The sequence below is a fragment of the Sphingobium sp. CFD-1 genome (genome assembly GCF_024611115.1).
In the GTDB taxonomy this organism is placed as follows: Bacteria; Pseudomonadota; Alphaproteobacteria; order Sphingomonadales; family Sphingomonadaceae; genus Sphingobium; species Sphingobium baderi_A.
In genome coordinates, this window is the sequence record NZ_CP084398.1 from 3,622,157 (window position 1) to 3,644,023 (window position 21,867).

The following is a 21,867-nucleotide window of genomic DNA, read 5'->3' on the forward strand; positions in this document are numbered from 1 at the left end:
TTTTCATGCCACAGATCGGATTGTTCACGCGCGATGAAACGGGCTTTTCCGGGCGCGTTCACACGCTCACGCTCTTCCGTGAGCTTACCATCATGCCAGCCGAGCATTCGGACGCCGAAAACGCGCCGGACTACCGTGTCCATCACGGAGCTGATGACGGCCCCGAGGTCGGCGCTGCATGGAAACGCACCGGCGAAAAGGCTGGCGAATATCTCTCGGTGCTGCTCGACGATCCCGCCTTGCCGCAGCCGATCCGCGCCAACCTGTTCCGCGACGACGATGCAGGCTCGTCATGGTCGCTGCACTGGAGCCGCCCGCGGCCCCGCGAAGATCGGGACTGAGATCATGCGATCCCGCGCCCTTCTTCTCTTCACGGCCCTTCTGTCGGCTGGCAGCGGATTGACGCCAGCGCTTGCGCAGGTCACGCAGCAACCCGCGCCTGTCACTGCGCATCCCCATGCTGCTTTCATTGCCGAGGCGTCACAGCGTTTCGGCATTCCAGAGCACTGGATTCGGGCCGTGCTGCGTGTGGAAAGCGCGGGCGATGTGCGCGCCATCTCATCGGCGGGTGCAATGGGACTGATGCAGGTCATGCCCGATACCTGGGTGGGCCTGCGCAGCCGCCATGGCCTCGGACGCGATCCTTACGATCCGCGCGACAACATCCTCGCAGGTACGGCGTATCTGCGCGAGATGTGGGACCGGTATGGCAATGTCGCGGCCATGCTTGCCGCCTACAATGCCGGTCCCGGTCGCTATGATGAGCATCTGGCGACAGGTCGCACTTTGCCCGCAGAAACACGCGCCTATGTCGCCACGCTCGCACCTGTTCTTGGGCTTGCGACTGCGCCTGATGTGCCGACGATCGCGCCGCCGCCACCGCCAGATTGGCGCGAAGCTCCGCTTTTCGTGGCGCAATCCAGCGGCAATTCGGTTGCAGCCAATCAGCCGTCGAACGACGTCCGCGCAACCGTTCCTATGCGCGTTTCCGTCGATCAGGAGCCGCAGGACGGCGGCATATTCGTGGCCCGTGCGAGCAATGGAGATGCGCCATGACCATGACGTCTCCACGCGCTTTCGGTCCGCTTCCGGTGTGCAGTCAGGCAAGGGGTCGCCTGGCTGCATTCCCGGCAGGAAGGGCAAAAAGGGCAGGGAAGGCGGAGGGCAAGATAAAGGAAACCGGCACCCTGTCGGGCCGGTTTCTGGGCAAACCCTTGTCTGCACACTGTTTTGGGGCGCGGCGCACGGCACCCTGCTTTTGGGTCTCGCGTGCCGCGATATGGCGCAAAGCCTTGGCTTTGCTGGATTTTGACCGGCACTATAGCCGAATATCTGCCGTTTGCGTGCTTAAACGGCATGGGATGCGCTCATGAGTGCCGAGGACGAGAACCGCTTTCGCCCCAGGTCAGGTCGGATCAAATCCGACGCGCCGAAGGTGGGCAAGGCGAAGAGCTTTCTGACGCAGGCGAAGAAGCTGGCGCGTCAGCATAGCAACGGCCCCGGCAGATCATCATCATTCGCATCACGGACGTCCTCGTCGCCTTCATCTGGTTCGGCCGGAAAGAGCGGGAAGGCATCGCGGACTGGCAAAGGTCCGGGCGTCAAGCGTGGCCGCGGCGCGGCCTTTGTCCGCGCACGCGCCCTGTCGGGCGGCTGGCGGCACAGTGCGGCCGGCGTGCGCCGCGTCGTCGTCAAAACCCGGTACGTTCAGAACGCGGGGAAGAATGGCAAAGGGGCTGCTCATCTGCGCTATATCCAGCGCGATGGAACCTCGCGTGATGGCGAACGTGGCCAGCTCTATTCCGCCACCGACGATCGCGCTGATGGAGATGCGTTCCTTGACCGAGGCAAGGATGATCGCCACCAGTTCCGCTTTATCGTTTCGCCCGAAGATGCCGCCGATCTTACCGATCTCACCGAGCACACCCGCGATCTGATGAGCCGCATCGAGGCTGACCTTGGCACGAAACTCGACTGGGTGGCGGTCAATCACCACAATACCGGCCACCCCCATGTCCATGTCATCGTTCGGGGCAAGGACGATCTAGGCGAGAACCTGGTCATCAATGGCGATTATCTCGCCAATGGCATTCGTGAGCGGGCGAGCGAACTGACCACGCTGGAACTGGGCCCAGTGACCGAGATCGAGCAGAGCCGCAAGCTGTCTGCCGAAATCGATCAGGACCGCTTTACGCGCATCGACAGCACCATGACCGAGGAGGCCGACGAACGGTTCCTTGATCTGCGCCATGAACCGGCCGATGCACGCCGCCAGTTCAACCGCACGCTTCGCCTGCGCCGTCTCGCCAAACTGGAAAAGATGGGGCTCGCCACCGAACACGCGCCGGGCGTCTGGGAGCTCGGCGCGAAGATGGAACCGGCGCTGCGTGAACTTGGTGAACGCGGCGACATCATCCGCAACATGCACAAGGCGCTGAAGGCCGATGGGCAGGACCGTGATCCAATGACCTTCCAGCTTCACGATGCAGCACCCGCGGCGCCCATCACCGGACGCGTCGTGGACAAATATCTCACCGACGAGATGGGCGAGAACCTGACGCTCGTGGTGGACGGCATCGACGGGCGAACACACCATCTTCCCGGCATTGATCCGGCCCGCGTCGAAGATGCCCGGATCGGCAGCATCGTCGAAGTTGGCCCCGCCGATACGGCGCAGCGGCCGTCCGATCACACCATCGCTGCGATCTCGGAGAATGGTATTTACCGACCGAGCCGCCACCTCGAACAGGCGAAGTTCGAGGGACGTGTACCGGGCGGGGATTACGAGGGCTATGTAGATGCCCATGTCCGGCGACTGGAGGCGCTGCGCCGCGCCGGGATCGCTGAGCGGATCGACGCTGACCAGTGGCGCATCCCCGATGACTTCGAGAGTCGCGCCACCGCCTATGATGCCGGTCGCAACCGGCAGGCCAGCATTCGTGTCGTCTCTACCTTCGATCTGGAAAAGCAGATCGGCGCTGATGGTGCGACCTGGCTGGACCGGCGACTGGTTACGCCGGACGCTTCGGATATTACCCCGGCCGGGTTCGGTCAGCAGGTGCGCGAGGCTATGGACCAGCGGCGAGAGCATCATATTGCACAGGGCGATGCCACACGGCAGCAGAATGGACGCATCCTCTATCGGCGCAACCTGCTCGCCAATCTGCGCGAACGGGAAGTGGCCCGCGTCGGTGCGGAAATGGCCGGGAGCAAGGGCTTGCCGTTTCGTGCGGCTACCGATGGCGAGACCGTCAGCGGCAAGTTCACCGGGACCGCACATATATCGAGCGGCAAGTTCGCCATTATCGAAAAGAGTCACGAGTTCACTCTCGTCCCATGGCGGCCAGTAATCGACCGCCAGATCGGCCGCGAGGTTGCGGGCATCGTGCAGGGCGGATCGGTTTCGTGGCAGCTTGGGAGGCAGCGGGCATTGGGGTTGTAGTCACTGCTAGCCGGGCGCCATCATCGCGAAGACCAGCAGCAACCGGCCCGATCTTAACATGCTCAACTACGCCATTCGCTGAAGGGAATGTCGTGCAGGAAGATAAGGTGATTTTCTGAGCAGGAGTAGCCGTTGGGGTATTCACCGCGACGGCGTGGAGAGCCCTTATACTTAAAACCCGTCACGAAAATCCCGTCTCCCCTCTCGCTACTTTTGCTGCGGAACACTCAGTCCGAAAGGCGCCATTTGCATCATTCAGGGCGAGGTAGCGCACAAAACAAATTGGGCTTGAAACCTTACAAACATGTTTGTATCGTTATGGCTATTCAAACAGGATGGCTAACCCATGACCACCTCGCATTCGAACAGGTGGGTGCTGCTTGTGACCGTCGCCGCCGGTCTGCTGCTGATCACCCTCGATAACTCGGTTCTCTATACGGCGCTGCCGACGCTGACACGCGAACTCGGCGCCTCGCAGACGCAGGGGCTGTGGATCATCAACGCCTATCCGCTGGTGATGGCGGGCCTGCTGCTCGGCACAGGGACACTGGGCGACCGCATCGGCCATCGGCAGATGTTCCTGATTGGCCTGGTGCTGTTCGGCATCGCTTCGCTGGTCGCGGCCTTCTCGCCGTCGGCCAACATCCTGATTGCGGCCCGGGCGTTTCTTGCCGTCGGCGCGGCGGCGATGATGCCGGCGACGCTGGCCTTGATCCGGGTGACCTTCCTCGATGAGCGCGAGCGCAACATCGCCATTGCGATCTGGGGATCGCTGTCGGTCGTCGGCAGCGCGCTCGGCCCGATCGTCGGCGGCTTCCTGCTGGAGCATTTCTGGTGGGGATCGGTGTTCCTGATCAACGTGCCGGTGGTCATCGTTGCGTTCCTCTCGACACTGGTCGTCGCGCCGAAGGGTGAGACCGACCATAGCAAGCCATGGGACCTGGTCTCCTCGCTGCAAGCGCTCGTGGCATTGTCGGCGCTGGTGATCGCGATCAAGGAATCGGCGCATGTCGGTCAATCCTGGCTGGTGCCGGCCGGTGCGTTTGTCGTGGCCGTGGTGGCGAGCATCCTCTTCGTGCGCCGCCAGTCGCGCCTGACCTTCCCGCTGCTCGACTTCTCGATCTTCCGCAACGCCGCCTTCTCGTCGGGCGTGATGGCGGCGGCCTTCGCCATGTTCGCGATCGGCGGCATTGAGCTCGTCACCACGCAGCGCTTCCAGCTCGTTGCCGGTTTCTCGCCGCTCGAGGCGGGGCTGCTGGTTTCGGCGGCTGCGCTCGGCTCGCTGCCGACCGCGATGCTCGGCGGTGCGTTTCTGCACAAGATCGGCCTGCGCATTCTGATCGCGGGTGGTCTTGCCGCCGCATCGCTGGCTGTCGTGCTGGCGACCTGGGGCGTCACCCATGGCCTTGGCTGGCTGATCGCCGGCATGGTGTTGAGCGGGGCCGGCGTGGGCGCGGCCATGTCGGTGGCTTCGACCGCCATTGTCGGGAATGCGCCTGTGCATCGTGCGGGCATGGCCTCGTCGGTCGAGGAGGTGTCCTACGAGTTCGGGAGCCTGCTGGCCGTGGCCTTCCTCGGCAGCCTGCTGTCGGCGATCTACACGGCTTCGGTCATGCTTCCGGCGGGAGCGCCAGAGGCGATGCGTGACAGCATGGGCGGCGCGCTCGCGCTGGCTGCGCAAGCCGGAGCCGATGGTCAGGCGATCATCGATGCGGCGAGCCAGGCCTTCGATCGCGGCTATCTGTCCGTGATGTATGTGGTCGCGGCGGTGCTGGCAGTGGGCGCGGTCATCACCGCCGTGCTGCTGCGCAACTACGGTCCGGGTTCGCAATCCTCGATCTATTCCTCGCACTGAGAGGAATGATCCGATGCGAACGAGCAAGCGCACGCAGATCCTCGATGCGGTCGTCGCCATCATCCAGCGTGACGGCGTCACCGCCGTCACCTTCGATGCTGTTGCGGAAGAGGCGAAGCTGACGCGGGGCGGGCTGATCTACCACTTCCCGTCGCGGGAAGAGCTGATCTTTTCGACCCACAAGCATCTGGCCGAAGGCTGGGAAAAGGCGATGGCGAAGGCGGCGGGCAAGAAAGCCGCCGCCGCAACGCCGGCGCAGCGATACGCGGCCTATGTGCAGACCTGCGCGCAGGCCGCCGATCGGGCGGAACTCCTGCTGATGCTTGAAAGCGCGGGCGAGGCCCGGCTCGGCGAACTCTGGCAGGATGTGATCGACCGCTGGGCGCCGCCTGTTCCCGAGACCGAAGACGAAGCTGCGCTGTCGCGGTTCATCGCGCGTCTGGCGGCCGACGGTCTGTGGGCGCATGAGGCGCTGTCATCGCGGCCGCTTCCCAAAAAACTCAAGGACCGCATCTGCCGCCGCCTCGTGGCGATGGCCGAGCAGGAATCGAACCCCGTCGAAGGAGAGTGATGCAATGACCGACCGCGCCCACAAGCCGCTTACGGCAGTCGTCTTCGGGCTGGGCGTCACCGGACGCAAGATCGTCGAAATCCTTCTGGACCGGGAGGTCCGGATCGTCGCGGCGGTCGATGCCTTCCAGTTCCACGGTCTGGACGTCGGCGCCGTGCTTGGCCGGCCCGATATCGGTGTGAGCGTCCTGCCCGATGCTGAAGCGGCGTTTGCTGGCAGGGCGGCGGATATCGCGATCGTCTCCACCCAGAACGGCATCAGGGACATCTACCCGACGGTGAAGCTGTGCCTTGAGAACGATACCGACGTCATCACCATCGCCGGGGATGCCTACTTTCCGTGGGTCGACCAGGCGTCGAGCGAGGCGCGCGCCTTGCACGACCTCGCCGTGGCGCGGGGCAAAACGATATTGGGGACCGGCGTCCAGGATGTGTTCTGGGATAATATGCCGGTGCTGCTGTCCGGTGCGGCCGAGAGCGTCACAGGCATTCATGGCCGAAGCGTCGCGCTCGTTGACAGTTATGGCGACTGGATCGCCGAGGGCCTGTGCATCGGCAAAGCGCCGGAAGAACTCGACCCGGGCTTTGCATCGCCCTTCGCCGGGGTCTTCATCGGGCCTCTGCACGACATGGCCGACAGGTTCGGTCTGACCGTCATCGACGCCGTCACGACTGTGGAGCCTGTCATCGCGCGCAAGGCCTTCCGGTCGGAAGAAGCCGGGATCGAGGTCAGTGCGGGGCATCTTTCGGGTCTCGATACCTGCCTGCGCCTCATCACAGTGGAAGGCGTGACGCTTTCGGCCCGTTTCATCAGCAAGCTGCGCGAAGACGGCGATTCAAATCACGCGACATGGGACATCGAGGGTAGCCCGGGCCTGAGCGTCTTCATGCAGGACCGGCACGATATCGTCACCACCAGCGCGACCGTGGTGAACCGCATCCCCGATGTCATCAACGCCGCACCGGGCTTCACCACTGTGTCAGCGCTTCCCGCGCCGGTGTTCCGGTTCCGGCCTCTCGGGGCCTATGCGCGCGAAGGTGGGCCGTCAGATGCGGCAATCTCTGAATAGGACGAGGCGAGGCCTCAAGGACAAGGAAGATGGAACGAAGCAAGCGACCGGACGAGAAGCAGCGCAAGCAGGAAGGCATACCGCTGGCCTTGAATTGGGCTGGCTGTGGCTTGGTTCTGCTGGCTTTCGCCCAACTGTTCAAATGGCGAACCAGTGGCTTCGACGGCTTCTATCCGGTCCTTGTCGCCTTCGGCTGCCTGATGATTGCGATCGGCGCGGTCATCTGGTGGCGCAGCAGGAAACGATGAACAGCCCTCAACGGACGAGGACGCCAACAATAACGGGGTAGGAATGACGGATAGTGAACTTGAACTGAAGGTGCTTCGGCTCCCGATCATCACAGGCGTAATCGTGTCAGCGCTGGCGTTGATCGCAGCGCCGCTGACCGGCTCACAGGCGATCCTGCTCGATGGATTCTTCGGGCTGATCTATCTCGTTACCGGGGTTTTTACCTATAGCGTCGGACGGCTCGTGCATCAGGGCGCGAGCCGGCGGTTCCCGTTCGGCTATGCGCCGCTCGAACCCCTGGTCAACCTGATCAAGAGCCTGCTGATCGCCGGCGTCTCCATGTTGTCGGTCTGGTATGCGGCCTCGAACCTCTTTGCCGGCGGCACGGACATCGAGTTCGGCGGCGCGGTCCTGTTCGCGTTTCTCTCGGCCTCGATCACCATCGGCATGGCGGCCTATGTCTGGATCCGTTATCGCCACGTCGACAGCCCATTGGTCCAGGGCGACCTGGCCGCGCGCATGATCGACGCCTTGACCGCCCTCGGCGCGTTGCTGGCGTTCCTGGTCGCCTATGGGCTTCACGCGAATGGCTATCAGGCCGCGGCCCGCTACGTCGACCCGGTGCTGACGCTGGCGCTGGTCGTTCTGACGGTCGGCATTCCGTATTCGCTCGGCAAGGGCGCCCTGTCGGAACTCATCTATGTTTCGCCGCCGGCGGCCGAGGTCGAGCCGCTGGAGGGCAAGGTTCGCGCCGTTCTTGCCGATCTGCCGCTGACTGCCCTGGACATCCGCACGGTCCGGATCGGCCGAACCTGGGAGATCATGGCGCAGGCGCAACTCAGACCCGATATCGATCTGGATGCCCACGCGGCGGACGATTACCGGGAGAAGCTGGCCGGGCAGTTCGCGCATGAGCGGCAGGCGGTCCGGGCGGTTCTCATCTTCACCTATCTGCCGACAGAGCCGCTAACCTGAGGGAGACGGCAATGGCCCCAACGACCCAATTTAAGAACAGGATTTCGAGACAAACATGCGACTTCAACTATTCCGCGGCATTGCCGTCATCGAAGGTATCACCACGCTCATCTTGTTCCTAATCGCAATGCCGCTCAAATATCTCGCCGGGAACGAAGCGATCATGCCGCTTGCCGGCTGGGGGCATGGCTATGCTTTCCTTGCCTATATGCTCTTCCTCGTGCCGGGCATGTGGGGAAAGGGCTTCACCGCGTGGGAGTGGACGCGAACTTTCCTCGCATCGCTGATCCCGTTCGGTACCTTCCTCAATGACCCCATGCTGAAGCGCAAAGCGCTCTCGGCACATGCGTGATCGCTGATGGGGTTTCCCGCCCATCATACTACCGGCACTGATGCCGCTGCGCCAGCCATCGGTCCGGGGCTGGTCGCGCGGGTGATGCGAGCAGTTCCAGCCGGACCGCTGGTCAACGCCGTCCATGTCTCGGTCATCAATATCGGTCGCGCATTCGGCGCTTGGGCAGGAGGTCTCGGGATTCAAGCCGGATATGGGCTTATCTCTCCTCTCTGGATCGGTCTCGTTCTGGCTATAGCGGGCATTCTCAGTCTCGCGCCACCCGCAGCGAGGCAGTTTGAAACAGTAAAGAGGTAGGAATGCGGAGGCGTCAGCAACGATATCGGCCACCGGATGCCCCGCTGACGCTTTCCAGCGTACGCATACCGATGGTAGCCCTCGTCCAAGCCCTCGCTGTCGCGGAATATCTCAGCTTCCATCGTGCGGCGCAGGCGCTCGGGACCAGTCAATCGAGTGTGAGCGCGCGGATCAAGGCGCTGGAGGCTGAACTCGGCGTCATCCTCTTCGACCGCAACACGCGCGGCGTCCGCCTGACCGAAGCCGGACGCCGCTTCGTCGATCAGGTCGATGACGCCATGGGCATCTTGGACCGGGCAATCAAGACCGCCGGGATGCCGGCACGTGGCGAGGAAGGCGAGCTTCACATCGGACTCCATGCCCTGACGCAAGGCTGTTTCCTAGACCAGCTGCTAGGGCGGTTCCGCAGCGAGCATCCGTGCGTCCGCCTGCGCATCACCGAAGGAACGGCGCGAGACGCGCAACTCATGATCCGCGAAGGCCGGCTCGATACCGCCTTTATGGCCTGCACTCACGAAATCCCCGACCTGCATTCCCGTGTAGTCTGGCGAGACTACCTCATGGCGGCGCTGCCAGTCGGTCATCACTTAGCGACACAAGCCGATGTCGAATGGCGACAGCTTTCGGCGGAAATCTTCCTTGTCCGTTATGGTGGCACCGGCCCGCAGGTCCATGATCTGATCGTGACGCGCGCAGCCGGGAAGTGGCCGGTGCCGACAATACTCCGCTTCGATGTCGGTCGCAGCGCGCTGCTCTCCATGGTCGCTGCCGGAAACGGTATTTCGCTCTTCGTCGCGGACGGTGCGACATCCAGCATGGCGAATGTTGCTTTCCTGCCGATCCGCGATGAGCCCGAAACTATCCCGTTTTCGGCCGTTTGGTCGCCCCGAAACCGAAACCCTACACTTTTGAGCCTGCTCACCCTAGCAACGGAAATGGGCCGCTTACGCCCGAAATCTGATTCGCGATAGCCCACTGTTAACGGTGCCGGAATAGTGCCGCCGTCACCCATCCGATTTGCCGCCGATTGTATTCTGCAGGCCGACGGCCACACCTTTGCTATTGCACCACGCGAAAACGACCATTCTCTGATCGGCTCCGTCTCTCTTGCCGATTGGAGCCTGTATGCGTGGAGGCCGAATACTCTGGGGCCAGATCATTGTCGTGCTCACCATCGTCGTGGTGATGGTCTGGGCTGCAACGCAATGGGTGGCTTTCCGGCTCGGCTTCCAGCCCCAGCTCGGCAACCCTTGGTTCGATATTGCCGGATGGCCATTCTATTATCCACCTGCCTTCTTCTGGTGGTGGTTTTCCTATGACGCCTATGCGCCCGGCATCTTTACCGAAGGCGCGTTCATCGCCACGGCAGGCGCGGTTCTTGCCATAGCTGCCGCTTTCCTCATGTCGATCATCCGGGCACGGGAAGCCCGCAATGTCGCCACCTATGGTTCGGCGCGATGGGCCGAGGACAAGGAAATCCATGCTGCCGGCCTGCTTGGTCCAGATGGCGTCGTGCTGGGGCAGCACCGCAAGGATTATCTGCGTCATGACGGCCCCGAGCATGTGCTGTGTTTTGCGCCAACCCGATCAGGCAAGGGCGTGGGCCTAGTCGTGCCGACGCTGCTGACCTGGCCAGGCAGTTGCATCGTCCATGATATCAAGGGCGAGAACTGGAACCTGACAGCGGGCTTCCGGTCAAGGCATGGTCGTGTCCTGCTGTTCGATCCGACCAATGTGCAGTCGGCAGCTTACAATCCGCTTCTGGAAGTAAGGCAGGGTGAATGGGAAGTCCGCGATGTCCAGAACATCGCGGACATCCTGGTTGATCCCGAAGGTTCGCTCGACAAGCGCAACCATTGGGAAAAAACCAGCCACAGCCTGCTCGTCGGCGCGATCCTGCATGTTCTCTATGCCGAGAAGGAAAAGACACTGGCGGGCGTCGCCAATTTCCTGTCCGATCCTCGCCGTCCCGTCGAGGCGACCTTACGCGCGATGATGGACACGCCGCATCTGGGCGAAGCCGGTGTGCATCCCGTCATTGCCTCGTCTGCGCGGGAGCTTTTGAACAAATCAGAGAACGAACGGTCTGGGGTGCTGTCCACTGCTATGTCGTTTCTCGGTCTTTACCGAGACCCGGTTGTGGCCCGCGTGACTCAACGCTGCGACTGGCGCATCGCCGATCTGGTCGGTGAGAAGGAACCGGTCAGCCTCTATCTCGTCGTGCCACCCTCGGACATCAACCGCACCAAGCCGCTGATCCGCCTCATCCTCAATCAGGTCGGGCGGCGGCTTACCGAGGAACTGGAAACCTCCGGCAAGCGGCATCGCCTCCTGTTGATGCTCGATGAGTTTCCGGCACTGGGGCGGCTGGATTTCTTTGAATCGGCGTTGGCCTTTATGGCCGGCTACGGCCTGAAAGCGTTCCTGATCGCCCAATCGCTCAACCAGATCGAGCGCGCCTATGGGCAAAACAACGCCATTCTCGATAATTGCCATGTGCGCGTGGCCTTTGCGGCCAACGATGAACGCACCGCCAAACGGATCAGTGATGCGCTCGGCACGGCTACGGAAATGCGCGATTCCACCAACTATGCCGGCCATCGCCTCGCGCCATGGCTGGGGCATCTCATGGTGTCGCGGCAGGAAACGGCGCGGCCATTGCTGACGCCCGGCGAAATCATGCAGCTTCCGCCCACCGACGAGATCGTCATGGTGGCGGGGGTGCCGCCGATCCGTGCTGCCAAGGCACGCTACTATGCTGATGCGCGGTTTCAGGAGAGGGTGATGTCACCGCCCGATCTGCGCAAGCAGCTGGTGAAAATCACCACATCGGCGCCAGATGACTGGACGAGCCGCATTGTCGCGGCTGCGAGCGGCAATGGACCCGCCTCAGATACATCCGATGACGATCCGGCCAATGCCGGTATCCGTCGTGAACCGGAACTGCCGGAGCATGAGGAAATCATCCCGCCACCTCCGCCACCATCGCAGGAGTTCGATTTTCTTGATGATGAGCCAGATGTCGATGCCGCCAAGGCCCGTGCCATGCGCCAACGGATGCGCATGGTCGCGCGGCAGGCGTCGCTTGACCCAAATGACGGCATCGAGCTGTGAGAACGGAGACAGGCATGACGACGCGCACCCGCATGAATGTCTATTTCGATCCCGCTCTGCTGAAACAGGTGGAAGCGCTGGCCTTGCGCCGAAATGTCTCGAAATCCGCCGTGATCGAGGCTGCTGTGGCATCCTTCATGTCAGGCGATACGACTGAACGGCTGGAAGCCGCCATGTCGCGCCGCCTGGACAAGCTTGGCCGTCAGTTCGACATGCTGGACGAGGATATTGCCGTGCTGGGCGAAACCCTCTCGCTATTTGTACAATTCTGGCTGACCCTCACGCCGCCGCTGCCGGACAGTGCAAAACAATCTGCGCGCATCAAAGGAAACGAGCGTTTCGAGGGATTCATGCAGTCCCTTGGTAAGCGCCTCGCCAACGGTGACAGGTTTCTCAAAGAAATATCGCACGACATGGCTGCGCTACACGACACCTCGCCGGGGGGTAAAACCGAAGGTGACGGCGATGGGATCTAGGATTGCAACCCGTCCTATTCACCGCCAGGCTCCGCCGATGGCCGCACGCGCGTAAACATCTGTTGAAACAGCCCAAAATCAGGTTCTTTTAATCGACCCCGATCCGGGGTCCGTCTTTTGCGCGCCCCGTCATGAACGGGGCCGCCATGACTGCATCACATCAAAAACCGGAAACGATTGCCCGTGGCGCGCGGATGCTGCGCACTGCGCTTGGGGCATCCATCGCCCGGTTTCTGGAAGATCCCGGTGTGGTCGAGGTGATGCTGAACCCGGATGGTCGTATCTGGGTGGATCGGCTTTCCGAAGGGTTGGCCGATACGGGGGAGAGGCTGTCCGCTGCCGATGGCGAGCGGATTGTGCGTCTCGTCGCCCATCATGTTGGCGCGGAGGTTCACGCCCGCGCACCCCGCGTCTCAGCAGAGCTGCCCGAAACCGGCGAACGGTTCGAGGGTCTATTGCCGCCCGTTGTCGCGGCACCCGCCTTTGCCATCCGCAAACCCGCCGTCGCGGTGTTCACGCTCGACGATTATGTGGCTGCCGGGATCATGACCGGTCTTCAGGCCGAAGTGCTGCGCCTGAACGTCGCCACGCGCGCCAACATCCTCGTCGCAGGCGGCACCTCCACCGGCAAAACCACGTTGACCAATGCGCTGCTGGCCGAGGTGGCGAAGACCTCGGATCGCGTCGTCATCATTGAAGACACGCGCGAGCTGCAATGCGCCGCGCCCAATCTCGTGGCCATGCGGACCAAGGATGGCGTGGCGACGCTCTCCGATCTGGTCCGTTCATCCCTGCGCCTTCGCCCTGATCGCATTCCGGTCGGTGAGGTCCGCGGTTCCGAAGCCCTCGATCTGCTCAAAGCCTGGGGCACAGGTCATCCCGGAGGCATCGGCACCATCCATGCCGGTTCTGGCATCGGTGCGCTGCGCCGCCTCGAACAGCTCATTCAGGAAGCCGTCGTCACGGTTCCGCGCGCGCTGATCGCCGAGACCATCGACCTTGTTGCTGTCCTTGCCGGGCGCGGATCGTCGCGACGGCTGGTCGAACTCGCCCGCGTCGATGGGCTGGGACCGGACGGCGATTACGCCATCACCCCTGCAACCACCTCAAAAGGAGACCCTTCATGATCCGCACGATTTCGCGCGGCTGCCGCATCATGGCAACCGCCGCCGCCGCTGTTTCCATCAGCCTGATGCTGGCGCCCGCCGCACACGCCTCCGGCTCCTCCATGCCGTGGGAGGCGCCGCTTCAGAGCATCCTTCAGTCGATCGAAGGGCCGGTCGCCAAGATCATTGCGGTAATCGTCATCATCGCCACCGGCCTGGCGCTGGCCTTCGGCGATACCTCGGGCGGTTTCCGCCGCCTGATCCAGATCGTCTTCGGCCTCAGCATAGCCTTCGCCGCCAGCTCCTTCTTCCTGTCGTTCTTCTCGTTCGGCGGCGGGGCGCTCATCTGATGGCGGGCGGCCTCGAACAGCTCTGCGCGGTGCCGGGATTTTCGATCCCGGTCCATCGGGCGCTGACCGAGCATATCCTGCTCGGCGGCGCACCGCGCTCCATCGCCATTGTCAACGGCACGCTGGCCGGGGCCGTCGGCCTCGGCCTTCGTCTCTGGCTGGTTGGCATCGCCATCTGGGCGGTTGGTCATTTCCTCGCGGTATGGGCAGCAAAACGCGACCCGCTCTTCGTCGAGGTCGGGCGCAGGCATCTGCGCATCCCCGGTCATCTGTCGGTGTGAGGGCGCGCGCATGATGAACCTCACCGAATATCGCCGCACCTCCGCTCGCCTTTCCGACTATCTGCCATGGGCAGCGCTGGTTGGCCCAGGCATTGTGCTGAACAAGGATGGCAGCTTCCAGAGGACCGCGAAGTTTCGCGGGCCGGATCTGGATTCTGCTGTCGCTGCCGAACTGGTTGCGGTCGCCGGTCGCATCAACAACGCCGTGCGCCGTCTGGGTTCGGGCTGGTCGATCTTCGTCGAGGCACAACGCTCCGAGGCCGCGACCTATCCCGACAGCAAGTTTCCAGATGCGGCCTCCGCACTGGTCGATGCGGAGCGCAAGGCCGGGTTCGAGGAAGCGGGCACACATTTCGTGTCCGGTTATTTCCTGACTTTCCTCTGGCTGCCGCCTGCAGAAGACGCCGCCCGTGCCGAAACCTGGCTCTATGAAGGTCGCGAACAATCTGGTGTCAATCCGCATGAGCTGCTGCGCGGCTTCATCGACCGCACCGACCGCGTGCTGTCGCTGCTCGACGGCTTCATGCCGGAATGCCGCTGGCTGGATGATACCGGTACGCTGACCTATCTCCATTCCTCCATCTCCACCAACCGTCATCGCGTCCGCGTGCCCGAAGTGCCCATGCACCTCGATGCGCTGCTGGCCGATCAGGCCCTGACCGGCGGACTGGAGCCGCGCCTTGGTGACGCGCATCTGCGCATCCTGACCATCATCGGCTTTCCTACCGCGACTACGCCTGGCCTGCTCGACGAGATGAACCGGCTCGCGTTCCCGTATCGCTGGTCAACCCGCGCCATTCTGATGGACAAGACGGATGCAACGAAGCTCCTCACCAAAATCCGCCGCCAGTGGTTTGCCAAGCGCAAATCCATCGCCGCGATCCTCAAGGAGGTGATGACCAACGAACAATCGGCGCTGGTGGATACCGATGCGTCCAACAAGGCGCTCGATGCCGACATGGCCTTGCAGGAACTCGGCGCTGACGTTGCCGGGATGGCCTATGTCACAGCGACCGTCACCGTCTGGGACATTGATCCGCGGATTGCCGACGAGAAGCTGCGTCTGATCGAGAAGATCATTCAGGGCCGCGATTTCACGGCCATGCCCGAAACCGTCAATGCCGTCGATGCCTGGCTCGGCTCGATCCCCGGACATGCCTACGCCAATGTCCGTCAGCCACCGATCTCGACGCTCAACCTTGCCCACATGATCCCGCTATCGGCCGTGTGGGCGGGGCCGGAACGGAACGAACACCTCGGAGCGCCCCCCTTGCTGTATGGCAAGACCGAAGGTTCGACGCCGTTCCGGCTTTCCCTTCATGTCGGCGACGTGGGCCATACCCTCGTCGTCGGCCCGACCGGCGCGGGCAAGTCCGTGCTGCTGGCGCTGATGGCGCTGCAATTCCGCCGCTATGAACGCAGCCAGATCTTCGCCTTCGATTTCGGGGGATCGATCCGCGCATCCGCGCTGGCCATGGGCGGCGACTGGCATGACCTCGGCGGCGGGTTGACCGAGGGATCGGAGGTGTCCGTCTCCCTGCAACCGCTAGCGCGAATTGGTGATGCTTATGAGCGGTCATGGGCCGCTGACTGGATCGCTGCGATCCTGATGCGTGAGGGCATGACCATCACGCCGGAGGTGAAGGAGCATATCTGGACGGCGCTGACCTCGCTGGCATCTGCACCCGTCGGCGAGCGCACCATCACCGGCCTTGCTGTCCTGCTGCAATCGAATGACCTGAAGCAGGCGTTGCGACCATATTGCATCGGTGGTGCCTATGGCCGGTTGCTCGATGCCGAGGCCGAACACCTCGGCCACGCCGATGTGCAAGCCTTCGAGATCGAGGGACTGGTCGGCACAGGAGCTGCGCCGGCTGTGCTGGCCTATCTGTTTCATCGGATCGGCGACCGGCTCGATGGTCGGCCAACCCTGCTTATCATCGACGAAGGTTGGCTGGCGCTGGATGATGAGGGGTTCGCCAACCAGCTCCGCGAATGGCTGAAGACGCTCAGGAAGAAGAACGCTTCCGTTATCTTCGCCACGCAGTCGCTCTCGGACATTGACGGGAGCAACATCGCGCCCGCCATCATCGAAAGCTGCCCGACACGGCTGCTTCTGCCGAATGAACGGGCCATCGAGCCGCAGATCACTGCGATCTATCGGCGGTTCGGCCTCAATGACCGGCAGATCGAGATCCTCGCGCGGGCGACACCCAAGCGGGACTATTACTGCCAGTCGCGCCGCGGCAACCGCCTGTTCGAGCTGGGCCTGTCCGAAGTCGGCCTCGCGCTCTGCGCCGCATCATCCAAAACCGATCAGACCCGCATTGCAGATCTCGTCGCCGAGCATGGGCAGGAGGGCTTCCTCGCCGCCTGGCTGCGCGATCGCGGCGTCGAATGGGCGGCGGAGCTGATCCCCGATCTCACCAATCTCATCCCCCAGACCGAAAAGGAGTCCTGACCATGACGATCCGTTTTTCCCGTTCCCGGGCCATGCTCATGGCGGCAACACTGCTCGCCGCGCCGCTTGCATTCTCGCCCATGCTGACCAGTCCGGCCCACGCACAGTTCGGTTTCGGCCGCATCGTCTATGACCCGACCAACTATGCGCAAAACCTGCTCACGGCCGCGCGCACGCTGGAGCAGATCAACCACCAGATCACCTCGCTTCAGAACGAAGCGCAGATGCTCATCAATCAGGCGCGTAACCTGACCAGCCTGCCATATTCCTCGCTCCAGACCTTGCAGCAGAGCGTCCAGCGCACCCAGCAGCTTCTGGCCCAGGCGCAGAACATCGCCTTCGACGTGCAGAACGTCGATCAGATGTTCCAACAGAAATACGGCAATGTCTCGCTCTCTGCCACCGACACCCAGCTTGTCGAAGATGCCCGTTCGCGCTGGCAGAACACAGTTGGCGGTTTGCAGGATGCCATGCGCGTGCAGGCCGGCGTGGTCGGCAATATCGACACCAACCGCGCCGAAATGTCGGCCTTGATCGGCCAAAGCCAGAATGCCACCGGCGCCTTGCAGGCAACGCAGGCGGGCAATCAGCTTCTTGCTCTCCAGTCGCAGCAACTTTCCGACCTGATCGCGCTGATGTCGGCCAATGGCCGGTCCGAGGCGCTGATCGAGGCCGAGCGTGCCACCGCCGCCGAACAGGGCCGCGTGCAGCGCGAGCGCTTCCTGACACCGGGATCGGGCTACCAGCCCGGCAATGCCCGGATGTTCGGCAACGGCAACAACTGACCGGACAGGAGGAGCGCGACATGGACGGCAAGATGCTGGCACGGCTGGGCGCGATCATATTCGTGGCTATCGCCATCACCGCCACGGTGATCGAAATGACCCGCGAGGATGAACCGGCGCAGAACCGTCCGGCTCCATCGCTTCAGCCCTCTGCCGATCCGCTGCGCCAGAGCCTGCGCCGTTGCCAGCAGTTAGGCGAGGCCGCCGTGAACGATCCCGGCTGCCTCGCCACCTGGGCCGAGAACCGTGACCGGTTCCTCGGCCGGACGCCGGTGCCCGCCGCCCCGCATCAGAACGGGGGAGAGTGAACCATGGGCGGCACCGGCGTCATCGACAATTTCCTGGGAGTCTTCACCAGCTACATCGACAGTGGCTTCGGTCTGCTTGGAGGTGAAGTCGCCTTCATCGCCACCACGCTGATCGTCATCGACGTGACGCTGGCGGCATTATTCTGGTCCTGGGGTGCAGATGACGACATCATCGCCCGGCTGGTCAAGAAAACGCTGTTCGTGGGCGTCTTCGCCTATCTGATCGGCAACTGGAACAATCTCGCGCAGATCATCTTCGACAGCTTTGCGGGTCTGGGCCTCAAGGGGTCGGGCACCGGCTTTTCCGCCGCCGATCTGCTGCGGCCCGGCAAGGTGGCGCAGACCGGCCTTGATGCCGGTCGCCCGCTGCTCGAATCCATCTCCGACATGATGGGCTACTGGTCGTTCTTCGAGAACTTCATCCAGATCGCCTGCCTGATGTTCGCCTGGGTGCTGGTGCTGCTCGCCTTCTTCATTCTCGCCGTGCAGCTCTTCGTCACGCTGATCGAGTTCAAGCTGACCACGCTGGCCGGTTTTGTGCTGATCCCCTTCGGCCTGTTCGGCAAGACCGCCTTCATGGCCGAGCGCGTTCTCGGCAATGTCGTGTCCTCCGGCATCAAGGTGCTGGTTCTGGCCGTCATCATCGGTATCGGCTCGACGCTGTTTTCACAGTTCACGGCAGGCTTCGGCGGCGTGACGCCGACCATCGACGATGCCATGGCAATCGTGCTGGCGGCCCTTTCCCTTCTCGGCCTCGGCATATTCGGTCCCGGCATCGCTTCCGGTCTCGTTTCCGGCGGCCCGCAGCTTGGCGCAGGTGCCGCCGTTGGAACCGGCCTTGCCGCAGGCGGCATGATGCTTGCCGGGGGTGCCGCCGCAGGGATGGCCGCGAAGGGAGGAGCCGCTGCGCTCTCTGGTGGAGCGGCTGCCGTTCGGGGTGGTGCCGCCGCCGCAGGTGCGGTGAGCGCCGCCTACAGTGTCGGTTCACTTGGCCAGTCCGGCGCTGCCGGTGTCGCCTCCGGTCTGGGCGGTGTTGCCCGTGCGGCAGGCTCCGCCGCCGCATCGCCCCTGAAGCGCGCGGCTTCCAAAGCCTCCGAAAGCATCAAGTCCAGCTTTTCTGATGGAGCGCGCGCCGGTTTCGGCGTCAGTGGCGGCTCTTCCACGGCTGGAACAGTCGGAGGTGCGGGCGAGGCAGCAAGCGCGGCGGCGTCACCCGCCGCACAGGCTGGCGGCTCTCCGGCATGGGCAAGGCAGATGCAGCGCAAACAGACACTCAGCCACGGCACGTCGATGGCCGCCCATGCCGTGCGCTCCGGCGACAGCCATGGCGGCGGCTCCTCCATCAATCTTTCTGAAAGTGACCGCTCATGAACATCTTCAAACGTCCATCTGCCCATTACGGCAAATCGCCCGAACCCGAGACGCCCTATCAGAAAGCTGCCCAGGCATGGGACGAACGTATCGGTTCGGCCCGCGTGCAGGCAAAGAACTGGCGCATCATGGCCTTCGGCTCGCTGATCCTCTCGGCTGGTTTCGCCGCCGCCCTTGTCTGGCAATCGGCGCGCGGGACGGTCGTGCCCTGGGTGGTGCAAGTCGATAATCTCGGCCAGTCGCAGGCCGTTGCGCCCGCCGTGGCTGACTATCGCCCGACCGATCCGCAGATTGCCTTCCATCTTGGCCGCTTCATCGAGCAGACGCGCTCGATCCCGTCTGACGCCATCATCGTGCGGCAGAACTGGCTGCGTGCCTATGAGTTCACCACGGATCGGGGTGCGGCAACTCTCAATGATTATGCCCGTGCCAATGACCCTTTCACCAAGGTCGGCAGGCAGCAAATTGCGGTCGAGGTGTCGTCGGTGATCCGCGCCTCGAATGACAGCTTCCGTGTCGCCTGGACGGAGCGCCATTACGAAAACGGCCAGCTCTCCACCACCGAACGCTGGACGGCGATCCTGACCATCGTGATCCAGACGCCGCGCGATGCTGAACGTCTGCGTGCCAATCCGCTCGGCATCTACGTCAATGCGATTTCATGGTCGCGGGAGATGAGCCAATGACCCGCAATATGGTCCGTGATTCCGGCTTGCCGGTTTTCCGTAAACCCGCTTTGGCGGCTTTGTTGCTGTCAGCGACCATGCTGGCCGGTTGCGCCACCAACCGCACCCCGCAGTTCAGCTATGATGCCGATGTACCCGCGTTGCCCGTGGTGCCGGCAGCCGTTACCGATGACCGCCCCCGGCCTTTGCACACGCCGCCGGCATGGACTGTGGCGCGCGGCGGGACCGTTGCAGCGACACCGACTGGCCGCGTCGAGAACGCCAATGCCGCCGCCCGTGTCGAACCACGGCGTGAGGGCTACTACAACGCCATCCAGATCTACCCCTGGTCGGAAGGGGCGCTGTTTCAGGTCTATGCCGCACCGGGGCAGATCACGACAATCGCGCTTGAACCCGGCGAAAGCCTGACCGGCGCGGGACCGATTGCAGCAGGCGACACCGCCCGATGGATCATTGGCGATACAGAAAGTGGATCGGGTACAAGCCGCCGCGTCCATATCCTCGTCAAACCGACCCGTGAGGATATTTCCACCAATCTTGTCATCAGCACGGATCGCCGCGTCTATCTCATTGAGCTTCGCGCCCGCGCGGCGCTCTATATGCCCGCTGTGGCCTGGGCCTATCCCGCGCTACCTGCCGGTCAGCGCGTGACCGTTCCGGCAGCCCCCATCATCCCTGTCGAGACGGCCCGCAACTATCGCTACGGACTGACTGGAGACACGCCACCGTGGCGCCCCATCTCCGTCTTCGACGACGGCCGCCGTGTCTATGTCGTCTTCCCGCGCGGCATTGTGCAGGGCGAGATGCCGCCGATCTTCGTCATAGGCTCCGAGGGCGAAACGCAGATCGTCAACAGCCGCATTCACCAGAACATCCTGATCGTGGATCGCCTGTTCGGTGCTGCCGAACTGCGCCTTGGCAGCGGTGATCGCCAGCAAACCGTCAGGATCGTCCGCGTTGAACAAAGGCAGGCAGCCCAGCCCGCAAAAACCGGGGAGAATCCGTCATGAGCGACGAGACCACCACCAACGCGCCTCCTATGCGCCTGCGCGCCGAGCCGCCGCGCGTCACCCGCCTGTCACGCAAGATGCTGGCTGGCGTTGGAGCTGTCGCGCTCCTCGGCATTGGCGGCGCACTGATCTATGCGCTCCAGACCCGCGACATGGGTGGAAATGGCGAGGAACTCTATTCCACCGAGAACCGCCCCACAGCCGACGGGCTGGCTGGTCTGCCGCGCGATTATACCGGCCCCGTCCTGGGTCCAGCTTTGCCGGGCGACCTCGGCGGCCCGATCCTCGACGCCCAGAACAGGGGGCAGCCCGTTACGCCGCCGGTTATGGCAGCACCAGCCCGAGACCCCGCCGAGGAACGTCGTCTTGCCGAAGAGGAAGCTGCACGTCTTAGCACCGTGTTCTTCCAGTCGGGGCAGCGATCAGCGACGACACTTGGCTCCAATATGCCGGGCCTTGCGGGTCTTGACCTTGGCGATCAGCCCGCCACGCAGGACCGCCATACGGCATTTCTGAATGGTCCGGTGGATCGCCAGACCGTTGCCATGGATCGGATCATGGTGCCAGTGTCGCCCTATATCCTTCAGGCAGGGGCCGTGATCCCGGCTGCAATGATTACCGGCATCCGTTCGGATCTGCCTGGCCAGATCACCGCGCAGGTCACGGAAAATGTCTATGATAGCCCGACCGGCGCGCTGCTCCTGATCCCGCAGGGAACGCGCATCATCGGCCAGTATGACGCCGGTGTGCAGTTCGGCCAGCGCCGTGTGCTGCTGGTCTGGAACCGCCTGATCCTGCCCAATGGCCGCTCGATCGTGCTGGAGCGCCAGCCCGGCGCGGACGCTTCCGGCTATGCCGGTCTGGAGGATGGCGTCGATTACCACTGGTGGGATCTGATGAAAGCAGCGGGCCTGTCCACGCTGCTCGGCATTGGCACGGAACTGGCGACCGACGACGAAGACCGTCTGATCCGCGCCATCCGCGACGGCGCACAGGACACCATCAATCAGGCCGGGCAGCAAATCGTCCAGCGTCAGTTGCAGGTCGCGCCGACCTTGACCGTCCGACCGGGCTATCCCGTCAGGGTCATCGTCACCCGCGACCTGGTACTCGAACCCTATAGGAACTGA

The 21,867-nt window shown here is 63.2% G+C and carries 22 protein-coding genes; all 22 read left to right on the top strand.

From position 1 onward, the window contains the following. The first annotated feature begins 5 nt into the window (after positions 1–5). The 22 genes from LDB26_RS18130 (at position 6) to LDB26_RS18235 (ending at position 21,867) form a co-directional block, all read left to right on the top strand. Complete coding sequence (locus LDB26_RS18130) at positions 6–341, top strand: DUF736 domain-containing protein (RefSeq protein WP_112520466.1); 336 nt, start codon at positions 6–8, stop codon at positions 339–341. 4 nt (positions 342–345) lie between these two features. Next, positions 346–1,056, top strand: a complete 711-nt coding sequence (locus tag LDB26_RS18135) for a lytic transglycosylase domain-containing protein (protein WP_257539462.1) — start codon at positions 346–348, stop codon at positions 1,054–1,056. A 1,153-nt stretch (positions 1,057–2,209) separates the two neighbouring features. Then, positions 2,210–3,442, top strand: coding sequence for a DUF3363 domain-containing protein (locus LDB26_RS18140; RefSeq protein WP_264666357.1), 1,233 nt, complete (start codon positions 2,210–2,212; stop codon positions 3,440–3,442). A gap of 346 nt (positions 3,443–3,788) precedes the next feature. After that, positions 3,789–5,297 (top strand): MFS transporter, encoded by a 1,509-nt coding sequence (locus LDB26_RS18145; RefSeq protein WP_257539464.1) that lies wholly within the window; start codon positions 3,789–3,791, stop codon positions 5,295–5,297. 13 nt (positions 5,298–5,310) lie between these two features. After that, a complete protein-coding gene (locus LDB26_RS18150) occupies positions 5,311–5,868 on the top strand; it encodes a TetR/AcrR family transcriptional regulator (RefSeq protein WP_166015871.1) in 558 nt (185 codons plus the stop codon). A gap of 4 nt (positions 5,869–5,872) precedes the next feature. Beyond that, a complete protein-coding gene (locus tag LDB26_RS18155) occupies positions 5,873–6,937 on the top strand; it encodes a hypothetical protein (RefSeq protein ID WP_257539465.1) in 1,065 nt (354 codons plus the stop codon). 29 nt (positions 6,938–6,966) lie between these two features. Beyond that, positions 6,967–7,185, top strand: coding sequence for a hypothetical protein (locus LDB26_RS18160; RefSeq protein ID WP_166015867.1), 219 nt, complete (start codon positions 6,967–6,969; stop codon positions 7,183–7,185). A gap of 103 nt (positions 7,186–7,288) precedes the next feature. Then, entirely contained in the window at positions 7,289–8,140 is an 852-nt protein-coding gene (locus LDB26_RS18165; RefSeq protein WP_373886135.1) for a cation transporter, read from the top strand. 55 nt (positions 8,141–8,195) lie between these two features. Continuing rightward, on the top strand, positions 8,196–8,492 hold the full coding sequence (locus tag LDB26_RS18170; protein WP_209483327.1) for a DUF3817 domain-containing protein: 297 nt from the start codon (positions 8,196–8,198) through the stop codon (positions 8,490–8,492). 299 nt (positions 8,493–8,791) lie between these two features. Beyond that, entirely contained in the window at positions 8,792–9,760 is a 969-nt protein-coding gene (locus LDB26_RS18175) for a LysR family transcriptional regulator (RefSeq protein WP_257539466.1), read from the top strand. A gap of 154 nt (positions 9,761–9,914) precedes the next feature. After that, positions 9,915–11,903, top strand: a complete 1,989-nt coding sequence (locus LDB26_RS18180) for a conjugal transfer protein TraG (RefSeq protein WP_209483324.1) — start codon at positions 9,915–9,917, stop codon at positions 11,901–11,903. A gap of 14 nt (positions 11,904–11,917) precedes the next feature. Next, positions 11,918–12,379 (top strand): CopG family transcriptional regulator, encoded by a 462-nt coding sequence (locus tag LDB26_RS18185; RefSeq protein ID WP_237831581.1) that lies wholly within the window; start codon positions 11,918–11,920, stop codon positions 12,377–12,379. Between the two features lie 146 nt (positions 12,380–12,525). Continuing rightward, the gene (trbB, locus tag LDB26_RS18190) at positions 12,526–13,506 is read left to right on the top strand and encodes a P-type conjugative transfer ATPase TrbB (protein ID WP_237831605.1); all 981 of its coding nucleotides are present in this window, start codon (positions 12,526–12,528) and stop codon (positions 13,504–13,506) included. Next, on the top strand, positions 13,503–13,835 hold the full coding sequence (locus LDB26_RS18195; RefSeq protein ID WP_010336161.1) for a TrbC/VirB2 family protein: 333 nt from the start codon (positions 13,503–13,505) through the stop codon (positions 13,833–13,835). Before trbB ends, LDB26_RS18195 begins: the two co-directional genes overlap by 4 nt. Beyond that, positions 13,835–14,116: a VirB3 family type IV secretion system protein gene (locus LDB26_RS18200; protein WP_257539467.1), complete on the top strand. Its 282-nt coding sequence runs from the start codon at positions 13,835–13,837 to the stop codon at positions 14,114–14,116. The genes LDB26_RS18195 and LDB26_RS18200 overlap by 1 nt, the downstream gene beginning before the upstream one ends. A 10-nt stretch (positions 14,117–14,126) precedes the next feature. Next, positions 14,127–16,577, top strand: coding sequence for a conjugal transfer protein TrbE (gene trbE, locus LDB26_RS18205; protein WP_257539468.1), 2,451 nt, complete (start codon positions 14,127–14,129; stop codon positions 16,575–16,577). Between the two features lie 2 nt (positions 16,578–16,579). Continuing rightward, complete coding sequence (gene trbJ, locus LDB26_RS18210) at positions 16,580–17,362, top strand: P-type conjugative transfer protein TrbJ (RefSeq protein ID WP_237831579.1); 783 nt, start codon at positions 16,580–16,582, stop codon at positions 17,360–17,362. Between the two features lie 20 nt (positions 17,363–17,382). After that, positions 17,383–17,670, top strand: coding sequence for a putative entry exclusion protein TrbK-alt (trbK-alt, locus tag LDB26_RS18215; RefSeq protein WP_237831578.1), 288 nt, complete (start codon positions 17,383–17,385; stop codon positions 17,668–17,670). Between the two features lie 3 nt (positions 17,671–17,673). Beyond that, the gene (trbL, locus tag LDB26_RS18220) at positions 17,674–19,041 is read left to right on the top strand and encodes a P-type conjugative transfer protein TrbL (protein ID WP_013368414.1); all 1,368 of its coding nucleotides are present in this window, start codon (positions 17,674–17,676) and stop codon (positions 19,039–19,041) included. After that, complete coding sequence (gene trbF, locus LDB26_RS18225) at positions 19,038–19,727, top strand: conjugal transfer protein TrbF (protein WP_237831576.1); 690 nt, start codon at positions 19,038–19,040, stop codon at positions 19,725–19,727. Before trbL ends, trbF begins: the two co-directional genes overlap by 4 nt. Next, positions 19,724–20,737 carry a P-type conjugative transfer protein TrbG gene (gene trbG / locus LDB26_RS18230; protein ID WP_257539469.1) on the top strand — a complete coding sequence of 338 codons (1,014 nt, stop codon included), beginning with the start codon at positions 19,724–19,726 and terminating at the stop codon, positions 20,735–20,737. Before trbF ends, trbG begins: the two co-directional genes overlap by 4 nt. Then, positions 20,734–21,867: a TrbI/VirB10 family protein gene (locus LDB26_RS18235; RefSeq protein ID WP_108130983.1), complete on the top strand. Its 1,134-nt coding sequence runs from the start codon at positions 20,734–20,736 to the stop codon at positions 21,865–21,867. Before trbG ends, LDB26_RS18235 begins: the two co-directional genes overlap by 4 nt.

What these genes read in the sequence shown, in the direction of transcription:
- LDB26_RS18130 (WP_112520466.1), top strand. Translation starts at nt 6, where the DNA reads ATGCCACAGATCGGATTGTTCACGCGCGATGAAACGGGCTTTTCCGGG.
- LDB26_RS18135 (WP_257539462.1), top strand. Translation starts at nt 346, where the DNA reads ATGCGATCCCGCGCCCTTCTTCTCTTCACGGCCCTTCTGTCGGCTGGC.
- LDB26_RS18140 (WP_264666357.1), top strand. Translation starts at nt 2,210, where the DNA reads ATGACCGAGGAGGCCGACGAACGGTTCCTTGATCTGCGCCATGAACCG.
- LDB26_RS18145 (WP_257539464.1), top strand. Translation starts at nt 3,789, where the DNA reads ATGACCACCTCGCATTCGAACAGGTGGGTGCTGCTTGTGACCGTCGCC.
- LDB26_RS18150 (WP_166015871.1), top strand. Translation starts at nt 5,311, where the DNA reads ATGCGAACGAGCAAGCGCACGCAGATCCTCGATGCGGTCGTCGCCATC.
- LDB26_RS18155 (WP_257539465.1), top strand. Translation starts at nt 5,873, where the DNA reads ATGACCGACCGCGCCCACAAGCCGCTTACGGCAGTCGTCTTCGGGCTG.
- LDB26_RS18160 (WP_166015867.1), top strand. Translation starts at nt 6,967, where the DNA reads ATGGAACGAAGCAAGCGACCGGACGAGAAGCAGCGCAAGCAGGAAGGC.
- LDB26_RS18170 (WP_209483327.1), top strand. Translation starts at nt 8,196, where the DNA reads ATGCGACTTCAACTATTCCGCGGCATTGCCGTCATCGAAGGTATCACC.
- LDB26_RS18175 (WP_257539466.1), top strand. Translation starts at nt 8,792, where the DNA reads ATGCGGAGGCGTCAGCAACGATATCGGCCACCGGATGCCCCGCTGACG.
- LDB26_RS18180 (WP_209483324.1), top strand. Translation starts at nt 9,915, where the DNA reads ATGCGTGGAGGCCGAATACTCTGGGGCCAGATCATTGTCGTGCTCACC.
- LDB26_RS18185 (WP_237831581.1), top strand. Translation starts at nt 11,918, where the DNA reads ATGACGACGCGCACCCGCATGAATGTCTATTTCGATCCCGCTCTGCTG.
- trbB (WP_237831605.1), top strand. Translation starts at nt 12,526, where the DNA reads ATGACTGCATCACATCAAAAACCGGAAACGATTGCCCGTGGCGCGCGG.
- LDB26_RS18195 (WP_010336161.1), top strand. Translation starts at nt 13,503, where the DNA reads ATGATCCGCACGATTTCGCGCGGCTGCCGCATCATGGCAACCGCCGCC.
- LDB26_RS18200 (WP_257539467.1), top strand. Translation starts at nt 13,835, where the DNA reads ATGGCGGGCGGCCTCGAACAGCTCTGCGCGGTGCCGGGATTTTCGATC.
- trbE (WP_257539468.1), top strand. Translation starts at nt 14,127, where the DNA reads ATGATGAACCTCACCGAATATCGCCGCACCTCCGCTCGCCTTTCCGAC.
- trbJ (WP_237831579.1), top strand. Translation starts at nt 16,580, where the DNA reads ATGACGATCCGTTTTTCCCGTTCCCGGGCCATGCTCATGGCGGCAACA.
- trbK-alt (WP_237831578.1), top strand. Translation starts at nt 17,383, where the DNA reads ATGGACGGCAAGATGCTGGCACGGCTGGGCGCGATCATATTCGTGGCT.
- trbL (WP_013368414.1), top strand. Translation starts at nt 17,674, where the DNA reads ATGGGCGGCACCGGCGTCATCGACAATTTCCTGGGAGTCTTCACCAGC.
- trbF (WP_237831576.1), top strand. Translation starts at nt 19,038, where the DNA reads ATGAACATCTTCAAACGTCCATCTGCCCATTACGGCAAATCGCCCGAA.
- trbG (WP_257539469.1), top strand. Translation starts at nt 19,724, where the DNA reads ATGACCCGCAATATGGTCCGTGATTCCGGCTTGCCGGTTTTCCGTAAA.
- LDB26_RS18235 (WP_108130983.1), top strand. Translation starts at nt 20,734, where the DNA reads ATGAGCGACGAGACCACCACCAACGCGCCTCCTATGCGCCTGCGCGCC.